This window comes from Cellulosimicrobium sp. CpK407, from assembly GCF_051844275.1.
GTDB lineage: Bacteria > Actinomycetota > Actinomycetes > Actinomycetales > Cellulomonadaceae > Cellulosimicrobium > Cellulosimicrobium cellulans_G.
This window is the reverse complement of sequence record NZ_JBGNYC010000013.1, coordinates 1-20,065: the sequence shown is the minus strand read 5'-3', so window position 1 is coordinate 20,065 and position 20,065 is coordinate 1. Positions and strand designations below refer to the sequence as shown.

Here is a 20,065-nt window from a genome sequence, read left to right as displayed (position 1 = left end):
CCACAGCGGCTCACACCAGACGAGCCGACTGCTCGATGAGGAGGATTGCTCATGAAGCTCGGACGCAAGGCGGTCGCCATCGGCGTCGTCGGACTCCTGGCCCTGACCGCGTGCGGTCGTGCGGACGACGACTCGACGGGTGGCGAGACCGACGCCGGGTCCACCACGACGGTGGACGACGCGCCCGCGAAGGGTGACATCACGATCTGGGCGATGGGTGAGGAGGGCGAGAAGCTGCCCGACTTCGTCCAGGGCTTCACGGACGAGAACCCCGACGCGAACGTCGAGGTCACCACGATCCCGTGGGCCGACGTCATGACGAAGTTCCAGACCGCCGTCGCCGCGGGCACCGTGCCCGACGCGATCATGATCGGCTCGTCCTTCATGCCGACGATGGTCGCCACCGGCGGCCTCGCGCCCGTCCCGGACGGCCTCGTCGACAGCGCGGACTTCGTCGAGGGCGCTGCCGCCTCCACCGTCGCCGACGGCGTCGAGTACGGCGTGCCGTGGTACGTCGAGACCCGCGTCCTGTACTACCGCTCCGACCTGGCCAAGGCGGCCGGGGTCGAGGCGCCCACGACGTGGGAGGAGCTCACGTCGTTCGCCGAGGCGATGCAGGCCAACGGCTCGACCTACGGCCTCCAGCTCCCCATGGGCGACGCCGAGGACTCCACGCAGGTCATCCTGCCGTTCTACTCGCAGGCCGGTGGCTCGGTCCTCAACGAGGCCGGCGACGCGTTCGACCTCGACAACCAGGCGATGGTCGACGCGCTCGACTACTACGCGTCGTTCTTCACCGAGGGCCTGTCCCCGCTGTCCGGCTACGGCGACTCGCAGAACAGCGCGTTCGTCGACGGCTCGGACCCGGCGTTCATCTCCGGCCCGTGGATGGTCAACGTGCTCGCCGACCTCCAGGGCGAGGACTGGGTCGAGCAGAACGTCGCCACCGTCCCGGTGCCCGCGGGCTCCGCGAACAACGACTCGTACATCGGCGGCGGGCACCTCGGCGTCTTCGCCGAGGCCAAGAACCCCGACGGCGCGTGGAAGCTCGTGCGCTGGCTCGCCCAGCCCGAGACGCAGCAGGCCTGGTTCGACGCGACGAGCGACCTTCCCGCCCTCACCACCGCGTGGGACTACGAGCCCCTGACGTCCAACCCCCGCACGCAGGTGCTCCAGGAGCAGCTCGAGAACACGATCGCCCCGCCGACCGTGCCGAGCTGGGACGAGCTCTCCGCGACGATCGAGACCGAGGCCGAGAAGGTCGCGAACGGTCAGGTCACGTCCGAGGACGCCGCCAAGGCGATCCAGGCCAAGGCCGACACGCTCGGGCTCGGCTGGTAACAGGACCCGTCGGTCATGACCACCACCACCGAGGGACGGCGCCGGCGCACGGCCGGCGCCGTCCACCGGCGACGGCAAGCGCTCGTCGCCTGGCTGTTCGCGCTCCCGTTCGTCGCGGTCTTCACGGTCTTCATGCTGGGGCCGCTGCTCGCGTCGTTCGGGATGTCGTTCTCGGACCTCACGATCCGTGACATCAAGACGCCGTTCGCGGTGAACTTCGTCGGGCTCGAGAACTTCACCGGCGTCTTCCAGGACGAGCTCTTCCGCAAGGCGCTGCTCAACACCTTCTACTTCGTCCTCGTCGGCATCCCGCTGACGATGGTGCTCGGCCTCGCCCTGGCCGTGGCCCTCAACTCGGGCATCGAGAAGTTCCGCAGCGTCTTCCGCGTCGGCTACTACACGCCCGTCGTGACGTCGATCGTCGCCGTGGCCGTCGTGTGGCGGTTCATCCTCCAGGACTCCGGCCTCGTCAACACCGTGCTCGGCTGGGTCGGGATCGACGGTCCCGACTGGCTCAACGACAGCACCTGGGCCATGCCGTCGATCATCCTCATGGCCGCCTGGCGCAACATGGGCACGCTCATGATCATCTTCCTCGCCGGGCTCCAGGCGATCCCGCGCGACGTCTACGAGGCCGCCGAGGTCGACGGCGCCGGCTCGTGGCGCCGGTTCCGCTCCATCACGGTCCCGCTCATGCGCCCCACCCTGCTGCTCGGCGCGGTGCTGCTGTCCGTCGGCTTCCTCCAGGTGTTCGAGGAGCCGTTCGTCATGACCAAGGGCGGCCCGGTCAACTCCACGCTGACCATCAGCTACTACGTCTACAACCAGTTCGGCTACGGCAACTACGCGTTCGCCTCCGCGGCCGCGTACGTCCTGTTCGCGCTGATCGCCGCGCTCGCCGCCGTCCAGTTCCGCCTGCTGCGGTCGAAGGAGGATTGACATGACCGTCACGTCCTCGCGGACCCCCTCCGCGACGTCGGCCCCCCAGGGCGCGCCGCGCCGTCGGGCACGACGCCCGATCCGCTGGTCGCGCGGCGCCACGTACACCGCGCTCGTCGTCGGGCTGCTCCTGACGCTCATGCCGTTCATCTGGATGGCGCTCGGCAGCTTCAAGACGCAGGGCGAGCTCCTGCAGCGGCCCATCACCTGGTGGCCCCAGAACCCGACGCTCGACAACTACGAGCGGTGGCTGTCCCAGCTCAACTACGGGCAGTACTTCACCAACTCGATCGTCGTCGCCGTCGCCGTGGTGCTCGGCAACATCATCTTCTGCTCGATGGTCGGCTACGCCCTCGCGAAGATGCAGTTCCCCGGCAAGAAGGTGCTGTTCGCGCTCGTCATGCTCACGCTCATGGTCCCGGGCGTCGTCACGCTCGTGCCGATGTTCGTGCTCGTGTCCAACATGGGGCTCGTCAACACCTACCCGGCACTCATCCTGCCGTTCCTCGCCGGACCGCTCGGCGTGTTCCTCATGCGGCAGTTCATGCTCGGCATCCCGGACGCGCTCATCGAGGCCGCCCGGATCGACGGCGCAGGCGAGTTCCGGATCTTCTTCCGCATCGTGCTGCCCCAGTGCGGGCCGCCGCTCGCGACGCTGAGCATCCTCACGTTCCTCGGGTCGTGGAACAACTTCCTGTGGCCCCTGGTCGTGGCGCAGACCGAGAACATGTACACCCTCCCGGTCGCGCTCTCGCTGTACTCGGTCGGCTCGAACGGCACCTACTACGGCCTCCTCATGGCCGGGTCCGTGCTCGTCGTGACGCCGATCCTCATCCTGTTCCTGTTCCTGCAGCGCTACTTCGTGCAGGGCATCGCCATGACCGGCATCAAGTGACCGGCGACCGACGAGGAGAGCCCGTGTCGATCACCTTCCCCGAGAACTTCGTCTGGGGCGCCTCGACGGCGGCCCACCAGATCGAGGGCAACAACGTCAACAGCGACTGGTGGGCGCGCGAGGTCGACCCGGCCTCGACCCTCGCCGAGCCGTCGGGCGACGCCGCCGACTCCTACCACCGGTACGCCGACGACATCCGGCTGCTGGCCGAGTCCGGGCTCACCTCGTACCGGTTCTCGATCGAGTGGGCGCGCATCGAGCCGGCCGAGGGTCGCTTCTCGCGGGCCGAGCTGGACCACTACCGCCGCATGATCGACTGCTGCCTCGAGCACGGGGTCACGCCGCTCGTCACGCTGCACCACTTCACCTCGCCGCGCTGGTTCGCGGAGGACGGCGGCTGGACCGACCCGCGGTCCGTCGAGCGGTTCGCACGGTACGTCGAGCACGTGCTGCCGCTGCTCGACCGCGCGTCGCACGTGTTCACCATCAACGAGCCGAACATCCTCGCGATGATGATCACGGCCGCCAAGGGCACCGAGCAGCTCCAGGCCGGCACGATGCACGCGCCCGACCCGGTCGCGACCGAGCACCTCATCGCCGCGCACCGCCGGGCCGTGGAGCTCGTGCGGACCGTCGGGGTGCCCGTCGGGTGGCCCGTCGCGCCGCAGCAGTTCTTCGCCGACCCCGGCGCCGAGGAGGTCCTGCGCGAGTACGCCTACCCGCGCGAGACCGTCTTCCTCGAGGCCTCGCGCGGCGACGACTTCGTCGCCGTCCAGGCCTACACGCGCACGCGCATCACCGTGGACGGGCCGCTGCCCGCCCCCGAGGACTCGGAGAAGACGCTCACCGGGTGGGAGTACTACCCGGCCGCCATCGCGGAGGCCGCGCGCCTCGGGCACGAGCTCACCGGCCTGCCGGTCCTCGTCTCGGAGAACGGCATCGCGACGGCGGACGACGCGCGCCGCATCGACTACACGCGCGACGCCCTGCGCGCGCTGCACGCCGAGATGGAGGCGGGCCTCCCGCTGCTCGGCTACCTCCACTGGTCGCTGCTCGACAACTACGAGTGGGGCTCGTACGCCCCGACGTTCGGGCTCGTCGCGTGGGACCCGGAGACCTTCGAGCGCACGCCCAAGCCCAGCCTCGCCTGGCTCGGCGGCGTCGCCCGCGGCACGGTCTCGCTCGACGACTGACGCGACGCGGCCGGAGCCGCGCGCCGCACCCTCCTGCAGGTCACGACGCGGGGCGGGGACATCGTCCCCGCCCCGCGTCGTCGTCCGTCCGGAGGACGTCACCCCGCCGCGCGGGCGTCCGTCTCGAACTGCGCCGCCGCAGCGACGGTGTCCGGGTTCTCCAGGAGCGCCGCGCAGAGCGCGGTGGACAGCGTGAAGTCCTCGATCCCGCGGGCCGCGAGCGCCGCGACCTGGGTCGTGTCGCGCAGGCTCGCGGCGAGCACCCGGCACCCCTGGCCCGACGCGCGCAACGTCGCGTGGAGGTCGACCGTCTGCTCGACGCCGTCGAGGCCCAGGTCGCTCATCCGCCCGACGTAGGGCGCGATCCAGCCCGCACCGGCCGCGTCCGCGAGGAGCGCCTGGGACGCGTGGTAGACCGCCGTGACGAGCACGGGCACCCCCTCGCGCGTCAGCCGGCGAGAGACGGCGAGGCCGTCGCGGGTCGCGGGCAGCTTGACGACGACGTCCGGGCCGAGGCCGACGAGCTCCCGGCCGTGCGCCTCCAGCGCCGCCTCGTCCGGGCCGACGGCCTGGAGGAACACCGTCCCCGCGCCGGCCGCGCGCGCCCACAGGTGGACGTCGGGGGCGTCGTCGACGGTGAGGCCCGACCGGCGCAGGATCGTCGGGTTCGTGGTGACGCCGGCGAACAGGCCGGTCGCGAGGAGCCGCTCGACCTGGTCGCGGTCGGCGGAGTCGATGTACAGCATGCGTTCTCCCTGGTGGTGCGGTCAGGCCGCGGGCGGCCGGGGCCGGTCGGCGACCGTGGCGAGCAGGTCGTAGTAGGGGGCGTCGATCGTCGCGGGCACGTCGCGGGGCGGGACGGCGTCGAGCACCTCGGGCGCCCACGACGCGGCGACTCCCGCCACGGTGGTGCCCTCGAGGACGGCGACGGCCTGGACGCACGCCCCGCGCGCCGTCGCCTCGGGGGCCGCACGACGCACGACGGGGCGGCGGAGGGCGTCGGCGAGGACCTGCCGGTACGCGAGCGACCGGGCGCCGCCGCCGTTGACGACGACCTCCCCGCTCGTGTCGACGCCCACCCGCTCGAGCGCGCGGGCCGCCCCGACCAGGCCGGCGACGACACCCTCGAACGCGGCCAGCGCGAGGTCCTCCCGCGTGGTCTCTCCGGTGATCCCGCCGAGCACGCCGGTCGCGCCCGGTCGCCGCGGGGTGCGCTCGCCGTCGAGGTAGGCGACGAGCGTCGGCCGCTCACCCCGGACGGGGGCGGCGAGCGCGAGGCGTTCGAGGGTCGCGTGGTCGACGTCGAGGAGCCGCGCGAAGGTGTCGGTGACCTTGGCGGCATTGAGCGTGCACGCGAGCGGCAGATACCCGCCGGTCGCGTCGCACACGGAGTCGACCGTGCCGAGGGGGTCGACGACGGACGTGCGGCGCGGGCTGAGGACGACGCCGGACGTGCCGAGCGAGACCCCGAGGTCGCCCTCGACGAGGCCGAGCCCGACGGCGGCGAGGTGCTGGTCTCCCCCGCCCGGACCGACGACGACGCCCGGCCGGAGCCCGAGCTCGGCGGCGACGTCCGGCCGCACGGTCCCGGCCGGGGTGTCGGGACCGAGGACGGTCGGGAGGACGTCCTCCCAGCCGACGTCCGGCGAGACGAAGCGGTCCAGGAGCTCGGGCCGCCAGACGCCGCGGTGGACGTCGAGGTAGCCGGTCCCGGCGGCGTCGGACCGGTCGGTGACCGTCGACCCGGTGAGCCGGTAGGTGAGGTAGTCGTGCGGCACGAGGACGTGCGCGACGCGCTCGAGGAGCGCGGGGTCGGTCTCCGCCACGTGCGCGAGCTTCATGATGGTCAGGGCGGACGACGGCGCCATGCCGACGTCCTCCATCCACCGTCCGAGCCCGTACTCGTGGGCGACCCGCGCGGCCGCCGGGCCCGCCGTCGTGTCGTTCCACAGGGGCGCGGGGGCCAGCGGCTCGCCGCTCCGGTCCAGCAGCACGAGCCCGTGGCACTGGGCGCCGACGGCGAGCGCGACGACCTGCGCCGGGTCGGCGTCGGCGTCGCGCAGGGCGCCCGAGAACGCTGCCCGGAACGCGGCCCACCAGTCCCGCGGGTCCTGCCGGCTGACCGGAGGCGCGGTGCGGGGATGGGGGGCCGACGCGGTCCCGACGAGCGCGCCGTCGTCCCGGCGGCGCAGCTCGACGGTGCAGGACTGGGTCGAGGAGTCGACCCCTGCGACAAGGTCCATGGCTACTTCCAGTAGGGTTCGAGGGGCGGCAGCTCCTGGGGCGCCTCGTCGATCTTGCCGACGGCCCCCGACGGGTGCGAGTGCAGGACGTTCGCCCACGAGTACCCGCGCATCCGCATGAGGACCACGGCGAGCGCGTCGCCCCACGCTGCCGTCACGAGGGTAGATCCCATCGCGATGACCTCGCCGGGGTCGATCCCCGGGATCATCGTCAGCTCGACCACGACGTCCGCGTTCCGCGCGAGGCGCGAGGTGGCGTCCGCCGTCACCGCGACGACCGTGTCGACGCCGCGCTCCTTGGCGCGCACGACCAGGTCGTTGATCTCGTCGCTCCCACCCCCGCGGGAGATCGCGACGAGGATGTCGCCCGGGGCCATCGCGCCCATCGTGCCGTGCAGCGCGTCCGCGCCCGAGATGAACACCGACGGGGTGCCGGACACGGAGAGCAGGTGCGCCATGCGGCGCGCCACCGCGCCGGACGTGCCGGCCCCGGTGACGAAGACCTTGCCCGTGCACTCGTACACCCGCTGGACCACGTCCAGGAACACGTCGCCCAGGTCGGTCACGCTCGCGGCGACCCCCTGCGCCTCGTGCGCGACGACCGCCCGGGCGGTCTCGAGCACGGCGGCACGGCGGCGCGTCGTGGTGTCGGGGATGGTCATGGGTACTCCTCGTCCAGGGGTTCTCGGTGAGGTCACGCGGCGCTCCAGGCCGCGTGCCGCAGGTCCACGGAGGACAGGTCGCCGGCCGCGACGACGTCGCCGTCGCACCGGCCCTCCGTGAGGGTGACGACGTCGTCCGCGAGCTCGAGGATCTCCTCCTCCTCGCTGGACACGACGACGACCGTGAGCCCGTCGTCGTGGGCCAGCGAGCGCAGGAGCCGGTGGATCTCGGTCTTGACGCCGATGTCGACGCCCTTGGTCGGCTCGTCGAGCAGCAGCACGCGCGGTGCCTGCGCCAGGACGCGGGCGAGCAGCACCTTCTGCTGGTTGCCGCCCGACAGGCGCTCGACGGGGCCCTCGCGGTCCCCGCGCACCTGCATGCGGTCCATGAGCGCCGCCGCCTCGCGGCGCATGCGCCGCTTGTCGAGCAGGCCGAGCCGGCGGTACCGGTCGAGGACCGGGAGGACGACGTTCGTCGTCGCGTCCAGCCCCCCGACGATGCCGTCGACCTTGCGCTCCTCGGTCAGGTAGACGAGCCCGCGCCGCTGGGCCTCGGCGGGAGCCGCGGGCCGGTACGGCGCGCCGTCGAGCTCGATGCTCCCGCCCAGGACCTTGTCGAGGCCGACGAGCGTGCGCAGCAGCTCGGTGCGGCCGGCGCCGATGAGCCCGTAGACCCCCAGCACCCGGCCGGGGTGGGCCGTGAGGCTGACGTCGGCGAGCGTGGGCGTGCGCAGGTTCCGCACCACGAGGGACGGGCGCGCGCCCGCGTCGAGCGGGACGACGTCGGTGCGGTGCGCCGGCTCGGTGACCCCGCCCGTGGAGGCGGTCGCCTCGTCCCCGGCGATCGCGTGCACGACCGCCTGGCGGTCGACCGTGCCGGCCGGGCCGGCGATGCGGACCTCGCCGTCGACGAGCGCGACGACGTGGTCGGCGACCGCGTACAGCTCGTCGAGCTTGTGGTCGACGAGCAGGATCCCGAGGCCCTCGGTGCGGGCCAGGTCGCGCACGGTCTCGAGGAACCGCTCGACCTGCCCGCCCTCGAGGCTCGTCGTCGGCTCGTCGAGCAGCAGGTAGCGCGCGTCGCGCGCCACGGCCACCGCGATCTCGAGGAGCTGGCGGGTCGCGACGGGGTAGGCGCCGAGCTTGCGGTCGACGTCCACCGCGAGGCCGAACCGGTCCGCGAGCGCGCGGGACTGCTCGCGCATGGTGCGGCGGTCAAGCGCCCCGCCGCGCGTCAGCTCACGGCCGAGGAACACGTTCTGCGTGACCGTGAGGTTCGGCAGGAGCGACAGCTCCTGGTAGACGGTCGAGATCCCGGCGTCGAGGGCGGCGGTCGGGGAGCCCTGGGGCAGCTCGTGGCCGTCCACGGTCACCGTGCCCTCGTCGGCGGGGTGCGCCCCGGCGAGCACGCGGAGCAGCGTCGACTTGCCGGCGCCGTTGTGCCCGACGAGCCCGGTGACCGTGCCCGCCGCGAGCGTCAGGTCGATGCCCTTGAGCACCCGCACGTGCGAGAAGCTCTTGACGATCCCGCTGGCCCGCAGGGCGCCGCCCTCGGCGGCGCCCCGCGGGACCGACGTCGTGACGTCGGTCATGTCAGCCGACCTCCCCCGGCGCAGGGGTCTCGCCGACGGTGAACGCCTTGAGCGGCAGGAGGATCTCCGGCTCGACGTCCTCGCCGTCGACGTACGCGCGGATCTGCTCGGTCACCTGGGTGCCGTAGCTCTCCGGCTCCTGGGCGACGCACCCGCGGTACACCTCGGTGAGCGTCTCCTCGGAGGCGCAGAACCCGTAGAGCGCGACGTCGGTGCGGTTGCCCAGGGCCTGCAGCGCGCCGTAGACGGCAGGCCCGGTCGAGGCCCAGATGACGTTGATGTCCTGGTTGCCCTGGAGCATCTCGCCCGTGACGCGCAGCGAGTCGTCGGGCTTGACGTTGCCGTCGACCTTGGCGACGACCTGGGCGTTCGGGTTGGCCGACACCGCGTCGGTGAAGCCCTCGTCGCGGATGACGACCGGACGCTCGTCGGGCTCGGTGATGAAGCCGATGCTCAGCGCGGCGTCGGCGCCGAGGTCCTCGAGGACCTTCTCGCCCATCGCGCGGCCGCCCGCCTCGTTGTCCGCGCCGAGGTACTGGACGATCGACGCCCCCTGGGCGGCGAGCGCGTCCTCGTCGACGATGACGTTCACGGTGAAGACGGGCACGCCGGCGTCGTTCGCCGCCTTGACGATCCCCGCGGCGGGCTCCGACTTCACCGGGTTCAGCGCGAGCGCGCACGGGTCCTTCTGCAGCATGGCCTCGACCTGGGCGAGCTGCTGGGCGTCGTCGTCGTTTGCGACCTGCACCTCGACGTCGAACCCGTTGGCGGCGCCGCCGTCCTCGAAGCCCTTCTTCATCGCCACGTAGTAGGGGTTGGTGAGGTTCGGGAGGCTGACCGCGACGTACGGGTTCTCCCCGTCGCAGGACGCGGGCAGCGTGGTCTGAGCCTGGTCGGTCGAGCCGCTCCCGGTCGCGTCGCCGGTGCCGGTGTCGACGGCGGAGCAGGCGCCCGCGAGGGCGAGGGCGGTCACGGCGAGGGCCGAGACGATGATCTTGCGTCGCATGAGAACTCTCCTTCGAGCGGTGGGGGTCAGGACGTGGCGCGCGAGGCGCGACGTGGTTGCAGGAGCTGGAGGAAGAGGCGGCCTCTCCCCCCGGTGGTCGAGAGCGAGCGGCGGTAGGTGTCGAGGCTGACGCCGGCGAGGATGATCACGCCGATGACGAGGGGCTGCCAGAAGCTGTCGACGCCGACGACGTTCATGCCGTTCGAGACGGTCGCGATGAGCACCGCACCGAGCAGCGCGCCGCCGATCGAGCCGACCCCGCCGAACAGGCTCACGCCGCCGACCACCGCGGCGGCGATCGAGTAGAAGAGCTCGTTGCCCGAGCCGGCGGACGGGTACCCGACCATGAGGCGCGAGGTCGTCACGACGCCCGCGAGCGCGGCGCACAGACCGGAGACCGCGTAGACGAAGAGCGTGGTGCGCCCGGTGTGGATGCCCGCGAGGCGCGCCGTCTCCTTGTTGCCGCCGAGCGCGTAGATGTGGACGCCCGTGCTCGTGCGCGCCAGGAGGACGCTGAAGACGACGGCGACGAGCGCCACGATGAGGATCGGCGTCGGGATGCCGAACACCCCGCCGCGCCCGAGGAAGGCGAACATCGGGTCGCGCACCGTGACCGACGCCGCGCCCGTGAGGATCATGGGGATGCTCCCGGCGATGCCGAACATCGAGAACGTCGCGATGAACGGGGGCAGGCGCAGGTAGTGCACGAAGATCCCGTTGACGAGGCCCACCGCGACGCCGACGACGAGCGCGAGGACCGTCGCGGCCCACCAGGGCAGGCCCGCCTGCATCCCGAGCGCCGCGGCCATGCCTGTGAGGGCGAGGTTGGACCCCGTCGAGAGGTCGATGCCACCGGTGAGCAGCACGAAGGTCTGGCCCAGCGCGAGCAGCGCCACCACGGCGCCGTTCAGCAGCAGGACCTCGAAGTTCCCGGCGGTGCGGAAGTTCGGGGACAGCAGACTCATCACCACCACCACGAGGACCAAGATCCCCGCGATCCCGACCTCGTCGGGGACGCGTCGTCGCGACATGTACTTCTCGCCTCCTTGCGGGTGCTCATATGAGCACGCGATTGCTCGTATGTCGATAGTATGGACACCACGAGGCCACAAGCAACGCGCCTCGATCACAGATCGGTAACATATGCGCAGACGAGCGCTCAGATGAGCAAGAATGGGTGACATGACGGACTTCTCGCGCCACGAGCTGGCACACGTGGCCCGCCGCTACTACGTGGACTCGGCCTCCAAGGTCGAGATCGGCGCGGAGCTCGGCGTCTCACGGTTCAAGGTCGCCCGGATGCTCGAGCAGGCGCTCGAGGCCGGGATCGTGACCATCACCATCGACGACGCCGGCGTCGTCGACCCGGCCCTCTCCGCGCGCCTGCGCTCGCACCTCGGCCTCGACGAGTGCCTCGTGGTCCAGGGCCGCGACACCGTGCCCGAGCTGCGCGAGGACGTCGGCGCGGCCGCCGCGGAGCTGCTCACCCGGTCGCTGCGCCCGGGCAACACCCTCGGCTTCGCGTGGGGACGGACGCTCACCGCCATGACGGAGCGCCTCACCGCGCTGCCCCCCGTGACCGTCGTCCAGCTCACCGGCGCGGTCGGCTCAGACCTCTCCGACTCCCCCGTCGAGGTGATCCGCCGCGTCTCCCTGCGCGCCGGCGGCGACGCGCACGCGATCTTCGCGCCCCTGGTCGTCGAGGACGCCGCGACCGCGGCGACGCTGCGCCGCCAGCCCGACATCGCCCGCGCGCTCTCGCTCTTCGACCGGGTCGACGTCGCGGTCGTCGCGATCGGCTCGTGGGACCCGCCGATCTCCCAGCTCCGCGAGGTCCTCGGACGCGACGAGCGGGACGACCTCACCGCGCGCGGCGTCCGCGCCGAGATCGCGGGCATCCTCCTCACCGCCGAGGGCGACCTCGTCCCCGACTTCGCCGAGCGGTGCCTCTCGATCTCCGCACGCCAGCTCGCCCGCGTGCCCCAGGTGATCGCCGTCGCCGCCGAGCACGAGAAGGCGGCGGCCGTCCACGCCGTCACGCGGTCCGGCCTCGTCTCCGCCCTCGTCACCGAGCAGCGCTGCGCCGAGGCCCTGCTCGACCTCCCGCCCGTCGCGCGCGGCACGAGCCGATGAGGGCTTCCCGCACCCGCGTCGCCGCGTCGTTCTGGTCGACGCCGCGCGACCGCGTCGCCGCGGAGGCCGAGCGGCTCGCTCGGGCCGGGCTCCGCACCGTCCACTGGGACCGGACCGACGGCCGCTACGCCGCCGCGGGCGGCTTCACCGCCGCGGAGGCGGCGGCCGTGACCGCCGCCAGCGGGCTGGCCGCCGAGGCGCACCTCATGGTCGAGGAGCCGCTGCGCGAGGTCGACCGCTGGACGGACTTCTGCGAGCTCGTCGTCGTCCACGCGGGGACGCGCGACTGGCGCGCCGCCCTCGACCGCGTCCGCGCGCGAGGCGCACGCGCCGGCGTCGCGCTCTCGCCCGGCGTCGAGGTGCCGGAGGTCGAGCCCGGGACGGACGTCCTCGTCATGTCGATCACCCCCGGCCACGCCGGCTCGACGTTCCAGGTCGACGCGCTCGCCACGGTCGGGCAGGTCGCGGGCCCGGGTCACGCCGTCGGCCTGGACGGCGGCGTCACGCGCTCGATCGTCCCGCAGGCGCTCCGCGCCGGGGCCACGTGGCTCGTGTCCGGGACGGACCTCGTCGCGAGCGAGGACCCGCACGGCTGGCTGACGGCGGCGCGCGCCACGGAGGTCGCTCCGCGGCGCGACGGGGACGAAGGAGCCGGATGAGCACCGCGCGGCCCGGCCGGCGGAACGTCCCCCTCGCCGCCGTCGCGGCCGAGGCCGGGGTGTCCGTCCCGACCGTGTCGAAGGTGCTCAACGCGCGCCCGGACGTCTCGGCGGCGACGCGCGAGCGGGTCGCCGAGGTCCTGCGGCGCCACGGCTACGAGATCCGGCCTCCCACGGCCAAGCGGACGGGACTCGTCGACGTCCGCATCGTCGACTTCGAGGGCCCGTGGTCGGAGGCGGTGGTGCGCGGCGCGGTCGCGGAGGCGCGGCGCCTGGGCCTGGACGTCGTGCTGTCCGTGGAGCTGGACCCCGACGACTGCGGCGCGTGGGTGCGGCACGCGCTCGCCCGGGGCACGGACGGCCTCGTGAGCGTCGTCGCGGTGCCCGACGCCGAGGCACGCGCGACGCTCGCGGCCGCCGGGGTGCCGCTCGTCGTCGTCGATCCGCGGCGACGCCCGCCCGAGGACGTGCTCAGCGTGGGCGCGGCGAACTTCCAGGGGGCGCTCGAGGCGACGACGCACCTGCTGGAGCTCGGGCACCGGCGCATCGCGACGATCACGGGCGTGCCGGAGCAGGACAACGCGATCGCGCGGCTCGCCGGCTACCGCGCCGCGATGATCCAGGCGGGCGTGCCCGTCGACGAGGACCTGGTCTGCCTGAGCACGTACGGCGTCCCCGCGGGCTACGAGGGGACGCAGCGCCTGCTCGCCCGCGACGACCCCCCGACGGCGATCTTCGCGAGCAGCGACGACACGGCGCTCGGCGCGCTGCGCGCGCTGCGCGAGGCGGGGCTGTCCGTGCCGGACGACGTCTCGCTCGTCGGGTTCGACGACCTCCCCGTCGCACCCTGGACCGACCCGCCCCTCACCACGGTCCGCCAGCCGCTCGTCGAGATGGGCGCCTCCGCCGTCGGGCTCGTGCACCGCGCGCGCACCGCGCACGGGCACACGCTGCGTACCGAGCTCGCGACGCGCCTCGTCGTCCGGGAGTCCACCGCTCCCCCGCGGTCGTGAGACGGCCCTCGCGCGCGGTCCGGACGCACGCGCCCCGGCGCACGTCGGGACCACGACGGACGGGAGGGACGCGGTCCGCGTCCCTCCCGTCGTCGCGTGCCGGTCGACCGGCGAGCAGGCGGCCGGTCAGCCGCAGGAGACGCTCGCGTAGCGGTAGGACAGCTCCTGGGTCGTCGACCCGTCGTCGGACGTGACCGTCACCGTCGCGGTGCCGGACGGGATCTCCGCCGTGCGCGCCGCGAACGACTGGTAGGTGCTGCGGTGCGGGACGACGTCGTCGAACGACCGCGACCCGTAGGGCGTGGCGAGCGTGACGTCCGCGCGGCCGTCCCCCGTGCTCGTCGCCCGGACGGCGACGGCCGCCCGGTGGCCGAGGCAGCGCGCCTGGACCTGGACGTCGGCGCCCACGCCGGGCGTGAGGTCGGCCGTGGCGGAGAACGTCTCGGCCGCCATGAGCGGGCGCAGCCGCTGCTCGAGCTGGTCGTCGACGAAGTAGTCCTTGAGGCGCGAGTCGTCGAGGACGTTGCCGATCGCGGCGACGATCATCGCCTGGTCGAGCGACAGGTAGCGCTCGGCGACCGTGCCCGAGCGGACGGCGACCGCGTCGTAGAACCCGCCCGGCCCGTACGCGCCGAGGTCGTCGGCGAGGTGGGCGAGGTTGTCGAGCACGCCCTCGGTGTCGTACGCGAGCCCGAGGAACGACGCGTGCGGCGTCACGACGCCGTCGCCGAACTCCGGCGCGGGGTTCGTCGCCTCGCGGCAGCCCTCGAACCCGAGGTCGACGTCGGTCTCGCCGTCGGACAGGTAGCCGTCGGAGCGCAGGCCGATCGCGTCGACGCCGTACTCCGCGTACCCGCCGAAGGGGTTGCTCGCGGGCGAGAAGCCCCAGGCGCCGTAGCCGGCCTCGTCGAGGCCGTGCTCCTTGTGCGCGCGCACCACGAGCGGGTGGTTGACGCCCCACGACGTCGGGCCCCACTCCGCCTCGGGCACCAGCATGTCCGGCATGAGCGCCTCGAACATCGAGCCTCCCCAGCCCGGGACGACCGCGAGGTCGCGGTACCGGTACGCGCCCTCGAAGACGGGGACGCCCAGGTACTCGCGCGTCTCGCCGATCGGCTTCTGCTCCTGCCACGACCAGTCGCACGTGTCCGGGAACGTCCGGTAGCTCGCGTAGTACGCCTCGGGCGGCACCTCGCCCTCGGCGATGCCGAGGTAGGTCGCGATGCGCGTCTCCGAGACCGTCGTGTCGTAGTGGTGGCACGTGTAGTAGACGTCGGTGCCCGTGCCGAGGTAGTCGCCCGCCACGGAGCAGCCGGGCGGCTCCTCGTCCCAGAACCCGCCGCGCAGCAGCCCGACGCCGAGGTCCGGACGCGCGTCCGGGTTGTAGAAGGCGCCGAAGTGCATGTCGTCGTAGATCGCGCGCGCCTCGTCCGCGAGGCTCGGCTCCGCCTCCGCGACGACGCGCAGCCCCGCGGCCAGCCAGCCGTTGTCCACCGAGCTGAGGAACTGGTGGACGACGTCGCCGCTGTCCGGCCACGTCTCGACCCGGTCGCCGGTCGCCGGGTCGTACCAGTTGTAGAACATCCCGCTCGCGTCGTGCCGGTCGAGGGACGCGACGGTGTCGAGCGTCGTCGCGAGGCGGTCGTGCGCCTCGGCGGCGTCGACCAGGCCGAGGTCGCGCGCCACGACGGTGGACCAGAGCCAGCCGCCGATGTTCGTCGGCGACGTGTACGCGCTGCTCGACGCCGGGTCCAGGTCACCCTCGATGTTGTCCGCGGGCAGGCCGGTCCCCTCGTCCGTCATGGCCTCCAGCGAGGTGTACGTGTCCTCCAGGTACGTCTCCAGCGTCGCGCGCTGCGCGCCGGTCAGGCCGTCAGGCCCGACGCCGGGCGTCGCCGTCGCGGGGACGCTCCCCGCCGCCGGGACGCTCTCCGCCGCGGCGGGAGCGGCGAGGCCGGCCGCCAGGGCCAGCCCGCCGACGAGTCCGCCCGCGACGAGCGCGGCTCCGCGACGGCGCTGCACGCCGCTCCGTGCGGTCGTGGTCGTTCCATCCATCAGGCACTCCTTCGTGTCGCGACCCCCGAAATTTCGGGCGCACTTTCCGAATGGGGGCGCAGAGAGTAGCCCGGGTGCCGGGTGGGGTCAACGGAACCCACGTCGGGCGACGACGCCGCGACGAGCGACGCCGCCGCGACGGGCGGCCGTGCGCGCACCACGCGAGCCTCTCCCCCTGCGGCTTCGCGGCGGCCGCGGTCAGGCGGCTCGGGGGAAGAGGTGATCCAGGTGCTGGTCGATGGCGGCCAGCGCGGCCCGCGGCTCGATCACCTCGAGCTCGAGCAGCGGGGTGAACCCGGTCAGCGCCAGGAGCAGGTCGGTCTCGACGTCCGGGTCGCGGTCCGGTGCGATCTGTCCGTGGGTGATCGCATCGCGCACGAGCTGCGCCACCATGGCGCGGCCGTCACGGAGCCCGAGGCGCGCCCGCTCGCGCAGCGCCGGGTCGTGCAACGCCTCCAGGACGTACGCGGCGCTCATGCGGCTCGACGCCCGCGCGTCGGGCCCCAGGGGCAGCATCTCGACGAGAACCAGCCGGAGCACGTCCCGCGGGTGCGGAGGCTGGTCGAGCGCGGCCAGCCCCCGCGCGACCCGGCCCGCGGTCTGCTCGGCGGCGAACTCCATCGCGAAGGTCAGCATCCCGGCGCGCGACGCGAAGTAGTGCTGCACGTGCCCGAGCGAGACCCCGGCCTCGCTCGCGACCTCGCGCATCGTGGCCTTCGTCCAGCCGTGCTGGTCGACGACCCGCCACAGCGCCCGCGCGAGCGCCTCCCGGCGTTCCTGGTGGTCCACCAGCTTCGGCACCCCGGACTCCCTTCCTCTGGCAGCACCCGTGACACAATACAGTTGTATGGCAAACCCTGGGAGGGAGAGACGATGGCCGACCCGCACCCGTCCCCCGCGCTCTTCAACCCGTACGCCGTCGCCATCGACCAGGAGGTGGCGATCGCCCTGCTGGCCGACCTGCAGATCCGCAAGGCCATCGAACGCGGCGAGTTCGACGACCTCCCCGGCAGCGGCAAGCCGCTCCCCATCCCCGACCGCTACGACCCCGACTGGTGGCTCAAGAACCTCGTCAAGCGCGAGCGGCTCGTGGTGCTGCCACCCTCCATCGAGCTGCGCAGAGAAGACGCCGCGCTCGACGAACGCCTCGACGAGCTCTGGGTCGAGGACGACGTGCGCCACGAGGTCGAGGAGTTCAACCGCCGCGTCCTCCGCGGCCGCTACCAAGCACCCGCCGGCCCACCCCTCGTCACCATGCCGCGGGACGTCGACCAGACCGTCGCCGCATGGGCACAGCGCCGCGCGTCGCGCGCCGCGGAGGCACGGGCGGCAGCAGCCGCGGAGACGACCGAGACGAAGCGTCCCCGCCGTCGACGCTCCCGTCGACGGTCCGAGTAGGCGCCGTCGCCGACCGTGTCCAACCACCTCGGCGCACGTGCCTGGCCCGTCTTGACGCGCCGGCTCCATCGCACTGGATTCGCCCTCGGCGACGAGGATTCCCTGCGCCAGACGGCCGCCGCTGTTGACGTGCAGCGCAGATCGCGCGGACCCGCCGCTGTGCCGCGTACGACCTCGGGCGTGTCGGTCGGGTCGCGCAGGGTTGGTTGCACTCAGCGGTCCCACGGCGGCGGAAGAGGGTGTGTCTCGTGGCCGCGTGAGCCATGGGGCGATGGCTCGTCAGACGGCATCGGCGCGGGTAGGCGGTGGCCTGTAGCGTCGCCGAGATGGAACGCTCCGAGATCTTCGACATCGCCCACCTGCGCCATCCGATCGGGGCGCCGGTGGCGCCCGAGCGGCTACGCGAACTGGTCGGCTGGCTGAGCCCGAGCGACGGTGCCCGCGCCGTCGACCTCGGGTGCGGCGAGGGCGAGTGGCTGCAGGAGCTGCTGCTCGCCCACCCCGGAATCACCGGCGTGGGGATCGACCACATGCTCCCGGCCTCTGCCGCCCGGCGTGCCGAGGAGCGGAAGCTGAGCGACCGGGTGCGCTGGATCGAGACGGATGCCGCCACCTGGGACGACGGGGTCTTCGACGTGGTGCTGTGCATCGGCGCAAGCCACGCCTTCGGCAGGCTGGAGGACATGCTGGCCGCTGTCCGGCGGCAGCTGCGCCCCGGTGGCCAAGCGCTGATCGGTGACAGCATCTGGGAGGGCGCTCCGTCGGCTTCTGCGCTGGCAGCGCTCGATGTTTCCGTCGACGCCTATCCCGACCTCGCCGGCTTCGTGCGGGCCGTCCACGAGCACGGCTTCGAGCCGTCGTACGGGCACGTCAGCACGTTGGCCGAGTGGGACGACTACCAGTTCAGCTGGACCGGGTCGCTCGTCGACTGGGCCGTGCGGGAGGCCCCGACGACCGAGGATCGCGACCAGGCACTTGCCGCTGCACGTGAGAATCGCGATGCCTGGCTGAGCGGCGCACGACGCGAACTAGGGTTTGCCACCTTCGTCCTGCACGACGTCGCCGTCAGCACGCGTGACTGACCGGCGTGCACGTCGCTGCCACGTGATGACTGCCGCGGTACTTCCGTACTGCCGGACGCCGCCACACACGTCGCGCGTACGCCTGTGGTTGCTCAGGCAAAGCACTCCCCATGCAGCATGTGTGCAGGACTCTGCAATCTAGGCTGCACGTCTGTCGACGTGCCACGCAGATTGCACGGACACGCCGCCCTACCTTGCACGATCCCGTGCGTAGCGCGGGTCGTGCGCGAAGTAGGTTGCATCATGCCTGGTCAGCGCCGGAAGCTTCGCGCGAGCACGAGGGGGCGACCCGAGCCGCGACGCGCACCATTGTCGGGGTGCCGACCTGCAGTTCGACCTACCCAGCGCAGAACCGGTACCCCAATGAGTGCGCCCGCCCGATCCCCGGGCAGGGGGCGACCGCCACACTGGGCCTTCCCGCGCATACCCGGCGGTGTCTTCTCAGTCGCAGCCGTGCTTGCTGATCGTTGTGATCCACTGGTGATGCGTCGTTGCTGCTCGCGCTTCTGATCGAGTACGAACCTCATCGCCCCGCCCGAGACGATCGTGCCGATCGCTGTCGCCGAGGCCCCCACGGGAGTCAGCGGCGGCGACGATCAGCGCGATCAACGACGCGACCACGCAACCGCGACGAAGAAGCCCAACCAGTTGTAGCGGCGAAGCATCGATGCCTCGTACTCCCGCTGCTGCGCGAAGAAGGCACACACCGGCGTAATGGTGCACACGGACTCGCGCACCGCGTTGGGCCCACAGCGCACCGTGGCAATCCGTAGCCAGCGCCCTGACGTGGCTGCCGGCGCCCGCAACGACGGCGACGGCCCACCCCCGTGGCACCGGTAGGCGTCCTGGCCGCCGTACCTCGGCGCGTCCACCGACGACGACATAGCACGACGGTCGTGCAGGCACTAGATTGTGAGCGTGCCTGTTGCCCGGGAAGGCAGTTCCGAACGGTCGCAGGGCGAGGCCCGGCCTGAACGGCTGGAGCTGTACAAACTCGCCTACGCCGAGAGTTCGCGTGCGCTCGAGTTCCAGCTGAAGCAACTCGAGGGTGTGCGGCAGCGCACCGTGCAATACCTCGCATTCGTCGGGACAGCCACGGCTTTCCTGGTCGGTACCAGCCTCAGCGGCTCGACCCGTGACACCCTTTTCTTCATCGTCGCCGCGCTGGGGACACTCATCGCCATCGCATCGGTCGTTCTCGCCGCGCACATTCTCCTGCTCGCCGCGCTCCGCTGGGGCCTGCCACGATTCCAATGGTCGTTCGCGATGTCCGGAAAACGCTTGGTCGAGTGGATCGAGCCACAGGTCGGCGCCCCGAACGAAGTCGACTACATCCGCGCCCTCACCCTCTTGAACGACGAAGCCTACGAATCCAACGAGTCGTCGCTACAATCACTGCACCGCTCCTTCTCGACCTTCGTCGTACTCGGCTTCGTGCAACTGAGCGTCTGGGTCGTGCTGGCGTGGCTGAGGGGATAAGTTCGCCCGATCAATCAGCAGAATCGAGGAGCTGAGTGCCTGACAAGCGCCATCGCGACGACGCGAGCGGTGAACCGACCCAGGACCCATCCCCGTCCCCTGCCACGGAACCTGCCTCCGATCCGTCCCCCACCCAGACGCCGTCGCCAACCCCGAGCGCCGATCCCGAACCCGCAAAGACTCCGTGGCGTCCCCCAGACGGCCCCAGCCCTATGCGTAGGGGCCCGCTCCTCGAACGTGGTCATGTGAAGCTGAGTGCACGCGACCTCATCGAGCAGTTTCGGGGCTTGAACCTCATCGAGCTCAACGAGTTCGTGAAGGCCTTCGAGGAGACCTTCGAGATCACCGCCGCCGCCCCCGCCGCCATCGCGGTCC

The 20,065-nt window shown here is 72.4% G+C and carries 18 protein-coding genes and 1 pseudogene; 11 read left to right on the top strand and 8 right to left on the bottom strand.

All coding sequences use genetic code 11. The annotated features are described in order from the left end of the window. The first annotated feature begins 51 nt into the window (after positions 1-51). From ABWU78_RS08015 to ABWU78_RS08000, 4 genes are read left to right on the top strand one after another with little or no spacing between them, the layout of a single operon-like run. The gene (locus tag ABWU78_RS08015) at positions 52-1,341 is read left to right on the top strand and encodes an extracellular solute-binding protein (RefSeq protein WP_253051554.1); all 1,290 of its coding nucleotides are present in this window, start codon (positions 52-54) and stop codon (positions 1,339-1,341) included. Positions 1,342-1,356: 15 nt separating this feature from the next. Next, positions 1,357-2,280 (top strand): carbohydrate ABC transporter permease, encoded by a 924-nt coding sequence (locus ABWU78_RS08010; protein WP_253051555.1) that lies wholly within the window; start codon positions 1,357-1,359, stop codon positions 2,278-2,280. Position 2,281: 1 nt separating this feature from the next. After that, entirely contained in the window at positions 2,282-3,175 is an 894-nt protein-coding gene (locus ABWU78_RS08005) for a carbohydrate ABC transporter permease (RefSeq protein WP_439158064.1), read from the top strand. A 23-nt stretch (positions 3,176-3,198) separates the two neighbouring features. Further along, positions 3,199-4,368: a glycoside hydrolase family 1 protein gene (locus tag ABWU78_RS08000; RefSeq protein ID WP_353706917.1), complete on the top strand. Its 1,170-nt coding sequence runs from the start codon at positions 3,199-3,201 to the stop codon at positions 4,366-4,368. A gap of 98 nt (positions 4,369-4,466) precedes the next feature. Here ABWU78_RS08000 and ABWU78_RS07995 read toward each other — a convergent pair whose 3' ends face one another. From ABWU78_RS07995 to ABWU78_RS07970, 6 genes are read right to left on the bottom strand one after another with little or no spacing between them, the layout of a single operon-like run. Beyond that, positions 4,467-5,114 carry a transaldolase family protein gene (locus ABWU78_RS07995; protein WP_439158063.1) on the bottom strand — a complete coding sequence of 216 codons (648 nt, stop codon included), beginning with the start codon at positions 5,112-5,114 and terminating at the stop codon, positions 4,467-4,469. A gap of 21 nt (positions 5,115-5,135) precedes the next feature. Continuing rightward, on the bottom strand, positions 5,136-6,611 hold the full coding sequence (locus tag ABWU78_RS07990) for a xylulokinase (RefSeq protein ID WP_439158062.1): 1,476 nt from the start codon (positions 6,609-6,611) through the stop codon (positions 5,136-5,138). Between the two features lie 2 nt (positions 6,612-6,613). Beyond that, entirely contained in the window at positions 6,614-7,273 is a 660-nt protein-coding gene (locus ABWU78_RS07985) for a KpsF/GutQ family sugar-phosphate isomerase (protein ID WP_253051559.1), read from the bottom strand. Positions 7,274-7,305: 32 nt separating this feature from the next. Next, positions 7,306-8,865 carry a sugar ABC transporter ATP-binding protein gene (locus ABWU78_RS07980; RefSeq protein ID WP_253051560.1) on the bottom strand — a complete coding sequence of 520 codons (1,560 nt, stop codon included), beginning with the start codon at positions 8,863-8,865 and terminating at the stop codon, positions 7,306-7,308. Position 8,866: 1 nt separating this feature from the next. Beyond that, positions 8,867-9,871, bottom strand: coding sequence for a substrate-binding domain-containing protein (locus ABWU78_RS07975; protein WP_439158061.1), 1,005 nt, complete (start codon positions 9,869-9,871; stop codon positions 8,867-8,869). Between the two features lie 26 nt (positions 9,872-9,897). Further along, entirely contained in the window at positions 9,898-10,902 is a 1,005-nt protein-coding gene (locus tag ABWU78_RS07970; RefSeq protein WP_087470399.1) for an ABC transporter permease, read from the bottom strand. A 151-nt stretch (positions 10,903-11,053) separates the two neighbouring features. Here ABWU78_RS07970 and ABWU78_RS07965 point away from each other — a divergent pair, with 151 nt between their 5' ends. Genes ABWU78_RS07965 through ABWU78_RS07955 form a run of 3 tightly spaced genes read left to right on the top strand, consistent with a single transcriptional unit; the run spans position 11,054 to position 13,676 of the window. After that, entirely contained in the window at positions 11,054-12,004 is a 951-nt protein-coding gene (locus ABWU78_RS07965; RefSeq protein ID WP_439158060.1) for a sugar-binding transcriptional regulator, read from the top strand. After that, the gene (locus ABWU78_RS07960; protein WP_439158059.1) at positions 12,001-12,663 is read left to right on the top strand and encodes a hypothetical protein; all 663 of its coding nucleotides are present in this window, start codon (positions 12,001-12,003) and stop codon (positions 12,661-12,663) included. Before ABWU78_RS07965 ends, ABWU78_RS07960 begins: the two co-directional genes overlap by 4 nt. Next, positions 12,660-13,676, top strand: a complete 1,017-nt coding sequence (locus ABWU78_RS07955; protein ID WP_439158058.1) for a LacI family DNA-binding transcriptional regulator — start codon at positions 12,660-12,662, stop codon at positions 13,674-13,676. The genes ABWU78_RS07960 and ABWU78_RS07955 overlap by 4 nt, the downstream gene beginning before the upstream one ends. A 126-nt stretch (positions 13,677-13,802) precedes the next feature. Here ABWU78_RS07955 and ABWU78_RS07950 read toward each other — a convergent pair whose 3' ends face one another. Together ABWU78_RS07950 and ABWU78_RS07945 are read right to left on the bottom strand one after the other, a co-directional pair. After that, positions 13,803-15,731, bottom strand: a complete 1,929-nt coding sequence (locus tag ABWU78_RS07950) for a glucoamylase family protein (RefSeq protein WP_439158057.1) — start codon at positions 15,729-15,731, stop codon at positions 13,803-13,805. 198 nt (positions 15,732-15,929) lie between these two features. After that, complete coding sequence (locus ABWU78_RS07945; RefSeq protein ID WP_439158056.1) at positions 15,930-16,532, bottom strand: TetR/AcrR family transcriptional regulator; 603 nt, start codon at positions 16,530-16,532, stop codon at positions 15,930-15,932. A 72-nt stretch (positions 16,533-16,604) separates the two neighbouring features. On the opposite strand from ABWU78_RS07945, the gene ABWU78_RS07940 reads away from it, so the two are divergent. The 4 genes and pseudogenes from ABWU78_RS07940 to ABWU78_RS07925 all read left to right on the top strand — a co-directional run. Beyond that, positions 16,605-17,129 carry a DUF1992 domain-containing protein gene (locus ABWU78_RS07940; RefSeq protein ID WP_353706927.1) on the top strand — a complete coding sequence of 175 codons (525 nt, stop codon included), beginning with the start codon at positions 16,605-16,607 and terminating at the stop codon, positions 17,127-17,129. Between the two features lie 326 nt (positions 17,130-17,455). Further along, the gene (locus ABWU78_RS07935) at positions 17,456-18,211 is read left to right on the top strand and encodes an SAM-dependent methyltransferase (RefSeq protein ID WP_353706928.1); all 756 of its coding nucleotides are present in this window, start codon (positions 17,456-17,458) and stop codon (positions 18,209-18,211) included. Positions 18,212-19,129: 918 nt separating this feature from the next. Next, positions 19,130-19,690, top strand: coding sequence for a hypothetical protein (locus ABWU78_RS07930; RefSeq protein ID WP_353706929.1), 561 nt, complete (start codon positions 19,130-19,132; stop codon positions 19,688-19,690). Positions 19,691-19,902: 212 nt separating this feature from the next. Beyond that, positions 19,903-20,065, top strand: a pseudogene (locus ABWU78_RS07925) (hypothetical protein); the annotation flags it as partial.